Consider the following 5,907-nt stretch of genomic DNA (forward strand, 5'->3'; position numbering starts at 1 on the left):
CGAGCCTCTCGGGGCAGATCGCCCGCGCCGACCGGCTCGCCGTCCGCGACTGGCCCGCCGGCTTCCTCTGGGGATCCGCGACCGCCGCCGCCCAGATCGAGGGCGCCGGCCACGAGGGCGGCAAGGAGGACAGCATCTGGGACGCGTTCTCCCGCGTACCCGGAGCGGTCGCGAAGGGCGACACCCCCGAGGTCGCGGTGGACCACTACCACCGGATGCCCGCGGACGTGCGGCTGATGAAGGAGCTGGGGCTCGGCTCCTACCGCTTCTCGGTCAGCTGGGCGCGCGTGAAGCCGGGCGACCGCGCCGTGAACCCCGAGGGCCTCGACTTCTACTCCCGCCTGGTCGACGAGCTGCTCGGCGCCGGCGTGCTGCCGTGGCTGACCCTCTACCACTGGGACCTCCCGCAGGCCGTCGAGGAGACCGGCGGCTGGGCGAACCGCGACACCGCCGAGCGCTTCCGGGACTACGCCGAGGCCGTCTACGAGAGCCTCGGCGACCGGGTGCAGCACTGGACGACGTTCAACGAGCCGTTCTGCTCGACCCTGCTCTCCTACGGGGCGGGCGTGCACGCCCCCGGCGTGATCTCGCAGCAGAAGGCCCTCGCCGCCGTGCACCACACGCACCTCGCCCACGGGCTGGCCGTCTCGACGCTCCGGCAGCTCGGAGCGCAGAACCTGGGCATCACGCTCAACCTCTCGAACGCCGTCCCCGACGACCCCGAGGACGAGGCCGACCTCGACGCCGCACGCCGCTTCGACGCCCTCCAGAACCGGATCTTCCTCGACCCGCTGCTGCGCGGCGAGTACCCCGAGGACCTGCTCGAGGACGTCGCCGGGCTCGGGCTCGACGAGCTGATCGTCGACGGCGACCTCGATCTCATCTCGCTCCCGCTCGACTTCCTCGGCGTGAACCACTACCACGACGACAACGTCTCTGCGCATCCGCTGCCGGCCGGAGCCGACGACTTCGCCCAGGCGACCGACCGCGAGGTCGGCTCCCCCTGGGTCGGCTCCGAGTTCATCACCTTCCCGTCGCGCGGGCTGCCGCGCACCGCGATGGACTGGGAGGTGAACCCCGACGGGCTGCGCTACCTGCTGACCCGCCTGGGCCTGGAGTACGAGAACCTCCCTCCGCTCTACGTGACCGAGAACGGCGCCGCCTACGACGACGTCGTCGAGGACGGCCGCGTGCACGACGCGGACCGCACGCAGTACGTGCTCGACCACGTCGAGAAGGTCGCCGACGCGATCGACCAGGGCGCCGACGTCCGCGGCTACTTCGTCTGGTCCCTCCTCGACAACTACGAGTGGGCCTGGGGCTACGAGAAGCGCTTCGGCGTCGTGCGCGTCGACTACGACACGCAGGAGCGGATCGTGAAGGACTCGGGCCTGGTCTACTCCCGACTGCTCGGCGGCAGCGCCGCGGCGATCCTGGACTGACCCGTGAGCGAGCCGACGGGCGTCCGCGGCGGGGGCCGCTCCCCCACCCTCGAGATGGTCGCGGCGCGGGCCGGAGTCTCGCGCGCGACGGTCTCGCGGGTGGTCAACGGCGCCCCGCAGGTGGCGGCCGAGATCGTGGCCGCCGTCGAGAAGGCGATCGGCGAGCTCGACTACGTGCCCAATCACGCGGCGCGGATGCTCGCCTCGCGGCGCACGCAGTCGATCGCGCTGATCGTGCCGGAGTCGACCGCGCGCGTCTTCGCGGACCCGTTCTTCGCCTCGATCGTGCAGGGCGCCGCGATGCGCCTGGCCGACACGGACTACACGCTCTCGATGCTGATCGCGTCCGAGACGGACGGCGAGAAGACGCGGCGGTACCTGCTCGGCGGCAATGTCGACGGCGCGCTCGTGGTCTCGCACCACTCCGGCGACCACTCCTACGCGGCGCTCTCGGGCACGCTGCCGATCGTCTTCGGCGGCCGGCCGCTCTCGCCGGACGAGCGCGGCTCCTACTTCGTCGACGTGGACAACACGGAGGGGGCGGCCGTCGCCACCGCGCACCTGATCGAGCGCGGCCGGCGCCGGATCGCCACCATCGCGGGCCCCGCCGACATGCCGCCGGGCGTCGACCGCCTGATCGGCTGGCGCGGAGCACTCACCGACGCCGGCCTCGCCGACGACCTCGTCGAGTGGGGAGACTTCTCGCCGGCTAGCGGCACCGAGGCGATGCGCCGCCTCCTCGCCCGCGACCCCGACCTGGACGGCGTCTTCGCCGCGAACGACCAGATGGCGGTCGGCGCCTACGCCGCCCTCCGCGAGGCCGGCCGCCGGATCCCCGAGGACGTGTCCGTCGTGGGCTTCGACGACGATCTCTTCGCGCGGAACGCCGTCCCCGCGCTGACCACCGTTCGCCAGCTCCCCGACGAGCTCGGCGCCCGCATGGTGGAGCTGCTGACCGCCCGCATCGAGGGGCTCCCCGTGGAGCACCGCACGCTGATGCCGACGTCGCTGGTCGTCCGCGCCAGCAGCTGACCCCGGCCCGCGACTGTCCAGGAGTCGTCGCAGTCGACGCCGAGTGCGACGACTTCTGCGTAGTCGGAGGGCTCTGCGTGCTCGATCAGATGCGGACCGGCGGGCGGATCCGGACGGTGGGGCGGACGCGGGCGGCGGGGCGGGGATGGACGAGCGGGTCGATCCGTCGACGGGGTGCGTCACGGTCGCCAGCCGTGGGCCACGAGAGCGGCACGGAGCTCGGCGATCGTGCGCGCCCTGCCCCGAATCAGACCCTCCGCGCGGACGACCACGACGATCCAGCCCGCGAGGTGCAGGGCCAGGAGCCGTTCACGATCGCGTGAGAACTGCGCGTCGTCCGTCCGGTGCTGGCCGCCGTCGTACTCCGCCACCACCTTCCACCGTTCGAAGACCAGATCGCCGACCGCGAGCAGTCGGCCGCCGATCCTGATCTCGGCGTTCACGTCGGGCGCGGGCAGTCCCGCCTCCTCGACGAGAGCGCGGAGCCAGGTCTCCCTCCGCGAGGCGGCTCCGGTCGATGCCAGCCGCAGAGCCTCAGCCAGGCCGCGTCGGCCCCGGCCCCGATGGGAGGCCAGGCGGTCCTGCAGCTCGTGAAGCCGGACAGGGGGACGCGGATCGTCCCGGCGCGGGTAGCGCGGCTCGAACAGGAGGTGGTCCGTCGCCGCGAGGAGATCGCGGGCGGACAGCAGTGGCGCGAGCGCGATCCACGTCGACACCGCTCCTGTCACCGGCAGGCCGTGCCGCTCGACCCTGTCCGTCTCCGTGAGGGTGTGGCCGATCACACCCCGGGTCCTGGGGGGCCGGTGCGGCGTCGTCGCCGCCACGTGGATCGGATCGTCCTCGCCGGGTCGCGCCGGGAGCGGCACTCCCCAGGCTTCGGCCGCGGTCAGGTGGGAGAAGAGCTGCCAGGGCCGCAGCCGCGGCAGATAGGCGGCGGCTCGTTCCAGGTGCGTGACGGGCGCCACCCGGGTGCGCACTCCGTGGAAGGGGCTGGCCAGGGCGGGAGTGCGCAGCCGGGCGTCCGTCATCCCGGCGCGGAGTGCCGCTCGCCGGGTGAAGGCTCCGAGGTCGGTACTGGACATGCCGCGATTCTGGCGGTCCGTGATCCTCGTCCGACTCCCGCGATCCGCATTCTGTGGACGAACCCCTGATCCCGTATCTGGGGAGGCGTGCCTCCCACCACGACTGTCCAGGAGTTGTCGCAGTCGGCGTCGAGTGCGACAACTCCTGGACAGTCGGAGCGATCGATGTCGAGTGCGACACCTTCTGGACAGTGGGAGCGACCGAACTCGACTGCGACGACTCCTGGACAGTGGGAGCCGGCCGGTGCGCAGGAGTCGCGGGGGTGGCGAGCGAGGACGGCGACGTCTGAGGAGTCGCGAGGGCCCGCGTCAGAGGAAGAGCGGCGCCGGGTCGAGGGCGGCGAAGCGGCGGCGCATGACGGCGACCGCGTCGGCGTGCTCGTCGACGAGGACGAAGCGGCGGCCGAGAGCGTGCGCGACGGCGCCGGTCGTGCCGGAGCCGGCGAAGAAGTCGAGGACGGCGTCGCCCTCGCGGCTGGACGCCTGCACGATGCGGCGGAGGATCCCCTCCGGCTTCTGCGTCGGGTACCCGGTCTTCTCGCGGCCGGTCGGCGAGACGATCGTGTGCCACCACACGTCGGTCGGCCGCTTGCCGCGCTCGGCCTTCTCGGGGGTCACCAGGCCCGGGGCCATGTACGGCTCGCGGTCCACGGCGGCGGAGTCGAAGTGGTAGCCGCGCGGGTCCTTCACGTAGACGAGGATCGTGTCGTGCTTGGTCGGCCAGCGGCGCGTGGCCTTCGCTCCGTAGTCGTAGGCCCAGATGATCTCGTTGAGGAAGCACTCGCGGCCGAAGAGCGCGTCGAGCAGCACCTTCGCGTAGTGCGCCTCGCGGTAGTCGAGGTGGAGGTAGAGGGTGCCGTCGTCGGCGAGCAGCCGCCACGCCTCGGCCAGCCGCGGCTCGAGGAACGACCAGTAGTCGTCGAAGCGGTCGTCGTAGCGGAGCAGGTCGCCGCGGATCCGCTCGTAGCTGCGCCCCTTGAAGCCGGCGATCGTGCCGGTGGTGGAGCGCACCGAGGTGGTCGAGGTGCGCACCTGCGCCCGGCCCGTGTTGAACGGCGGGTCGAGGTAGACGACGGTGAAGGCCCCGTCGGCCAGCTGCGGCAGGACCTCGAGGTTGTCGGCGTGGAACACCGCGCTCCGCGACTCCGGGACGCCGTCCGCGATCTGGATCGTCCTGGGCACCCGGCAATTGTGCCAGTGCGCGCGAGCCCGGCGACACGCTCCGCGCCTCGCGCCCGCGCTCGACGGATGCCGGGGAGGCTCCGGCGTAGAGTGGCGCGATGATCTCCGAGGTGCGCCACGACGAGGACTCGTCCCGCTACACGCTCTGGCTCGACGGCGAGACCGTCGGAGTCGCGGACTACGCCGTCCGCGGCCGCGACGTGGTCTTCCTCCACACCGAGATCGCGCCCGAGCACCGCCACGAGGGCCTCGGCGAGACCCTCGTCGAGGCGGCCCTCGACGACGCGCACGAGCGCTTCGGCGGGCGCATCGTCCCGGCCTGCCCGTTCGTCGCCGAGTTCATCGCCGAGCACCCGGACTACCAGGAGCTCCTCGCGAGCTGAGGGGCGCCCGCCGGACCGGTCCGCCGCGTTCCGCTCCGGGTCCACGCGCCGGCGACCGCCGCCCCGGGCCCGCCGGTCAGGGGACGCGCCGCAGCCACTCCGGAGTCGAGTACTTCGTCCGCACCAGCTCCTCCGCCGCCGCGTACTCCTCCTCGGTCAGCGTTCCCGCCTCGCCGCCGTGCAGCTGCACGAAGGTCGCCTTCATCCGCTCGATGATCTCGGCGCGGCTGAGCCCGGTCTGGCTGCGCAGCGGGTCGACGCGCTTCACGGCGGAGGCGATGCCCTTGTCCGAGAGCTTCTCGCGGCCGATCCGCAGCACCTGCACCATCTTCTCGGCGTCGATGTCGTAGCTCATGGTCACGTGATGGAGGACGGCGCCGGAGCCCAGGCGCTTCTGCGCGGCGCCGCCGATCTTGCCCGAGGGCGAGGTGATGTCGTTGAGCGGCTGGTAGACCGCGTCGATCCCGAGCGACTGCAGCGCGCTGACGGCCCACTCGTCGAGGAAGGCGTAGGAGTCGGCGAAGGTCAGCCCCTGGACGAGGTCGCCGGGGACGTAGAGCGAGTACGTGACGACGCTGCCCGCCTCCATGAACATCGCGCCGCCGCCCGAGATGCGGCGGACCACGTCGACGCCGTACTTCGCCGCGTTGTCGAGGTCGACCTCGTTGCGGAGCGACTGGAAGCTGCCGATGACGACGGCGGGCTGGTCCCACTCCCAGATCCGCAGCGTCGGCTCCCGGCGGCCCTCGCCGACCGCGGCGGTCAGCACCTCGTCGAGCGCCAGGT

Annotated in this window: 7 protein-coding genes; 4 read left to right on the forward strand and 3 right to left on the reverse strand. The window is 72.4% G+C overall.

Annotated features, from left to right (window positions below):
- Window positions 1-17: 17 nt before the first annotated feature.
- A complete protein-coding gene (locus C5D04_RS17375; protein WP_104348129.1) occupies window positions 18-1,442 on the forward strand; it encodes a GH1 family beta-glucosidase in 1,425 nt (474 codons plus the stop codon).
- Between the two features lie 54 nt (window positions 1,443-1,496).
- Complete coding sequence (locus tag C5D04_RS17380; protein ID WP_104225165.1) at window positions 1,497-2,474, forward strand: LacI family DNA-binding transcriptional regulator; 978 nt, start codon at window positions 1,497-1,499, stop codon at window positions 2,472-2,474.
- Window positions 2,475-2,653: 179 nt separating this feature from the next.
- Here the strand turns inward: C5D04_RS17380 and C5D04_RS17385 are convergent, their stop codons facing one another.
- Entirely contained in the window at window positions 2,654-3,556 is a 903-nt protein-coding gene (locus C5D04_RS17385; RefSeq protein ID WP_104348127.1) for a hypothetical protein, read from the reverse strand.
- 53 nt (window positions 3,557-3,609) lie between these two features.
- On the opposite strand from C5D04_RS17385, the gene C5D04_RS18030 reads away from it, so the two are divergent.
- A complete protein-coding gene (locus C5D04_RS18030) occupies window positions 3,610-3,846 on the forward strand; it encodes a hypothetical protein (RefSeq protein WP_146087900.1) in 237 nt (78 codons plus the stop codon).
- Window positions 3,847-3,865: 19 nt separating this feature from the next.
- On the opposite strand, the gene C5D04_RS17390 is transcribed toward C5D04_RS18030, so the two are convergent.
- A complete protein-coding gene (locus C5D04_RS17390; RefSeq protein WP_104225160.1) occupies window positions 3,866-4,738 on the reverse strand; it encodes a site-specific DNA-methyltransferase in 873 nt (290 codons plus the stop codon).
- 98 nt (window positions 4,739-4,836) lie between these two features.
- Between C5D04_RS17390 and C5D04_RS17395 the strand changes: the two genes are divergently transcribed.
- On the forward strand, window positions 4,837-5,121 hold the full coding sequence (locus C5D04_RS17395; protein WP_104233160.1) for a GNAT family N-acetyltransferase: 285 nt from the start codon (window positions 4,837-4,839) through the stop codon (window positions 5,119-5,121).
- 76 nt (window positions 5,122-5,197) lie between these two features.
- On the opposite strand, the gene C5D04_RS17400 is transcribed toward C5D04_RS17395, so the two are convergent.
- Window positions 5,198-5,907: biotin/lipoate A/B protein ligase family protein (locus C5D04_RS17400; protein WP_104348128.1), on the reverse strand; the 710-nt coding region annotated here is incomplete at its 5' end.

Source organism: Rathayibacter sp. AY1D2, assembly GCF_002932695.1.
Classification (GTDB): domain Bacteria; phylum Actinomycetota; class Actinomycetes; order Actinomycetales; family Microbacteriaceae; genus Rathayibacter.

Bases quoted from the DNA above. Each gene is read 5' to 3' on its own strand.
- C5D04_RS17385 (WP_104348127.1), bottom strand. From the start codon at position 3,556: ATGTCCAGTACCGACCTCGGAGCCTTCACCCGGCGAGCGGCACTCCGC.
- C5D04_RS17395 (WP_104233160.1), top strand. From the start codon at position 4,837: ATGATCTCCGAGGTGCGCCACGACGAGGACTCGTCCCGCTACACGCTC.
- C5D04_RS17380 (WP_104225165.1), top strand. From the start codon at position 1,497: ATGGTCGCGGCGCGGGCCGGAGTCTCGCGCGCGACGGTCTCGCGGGTG.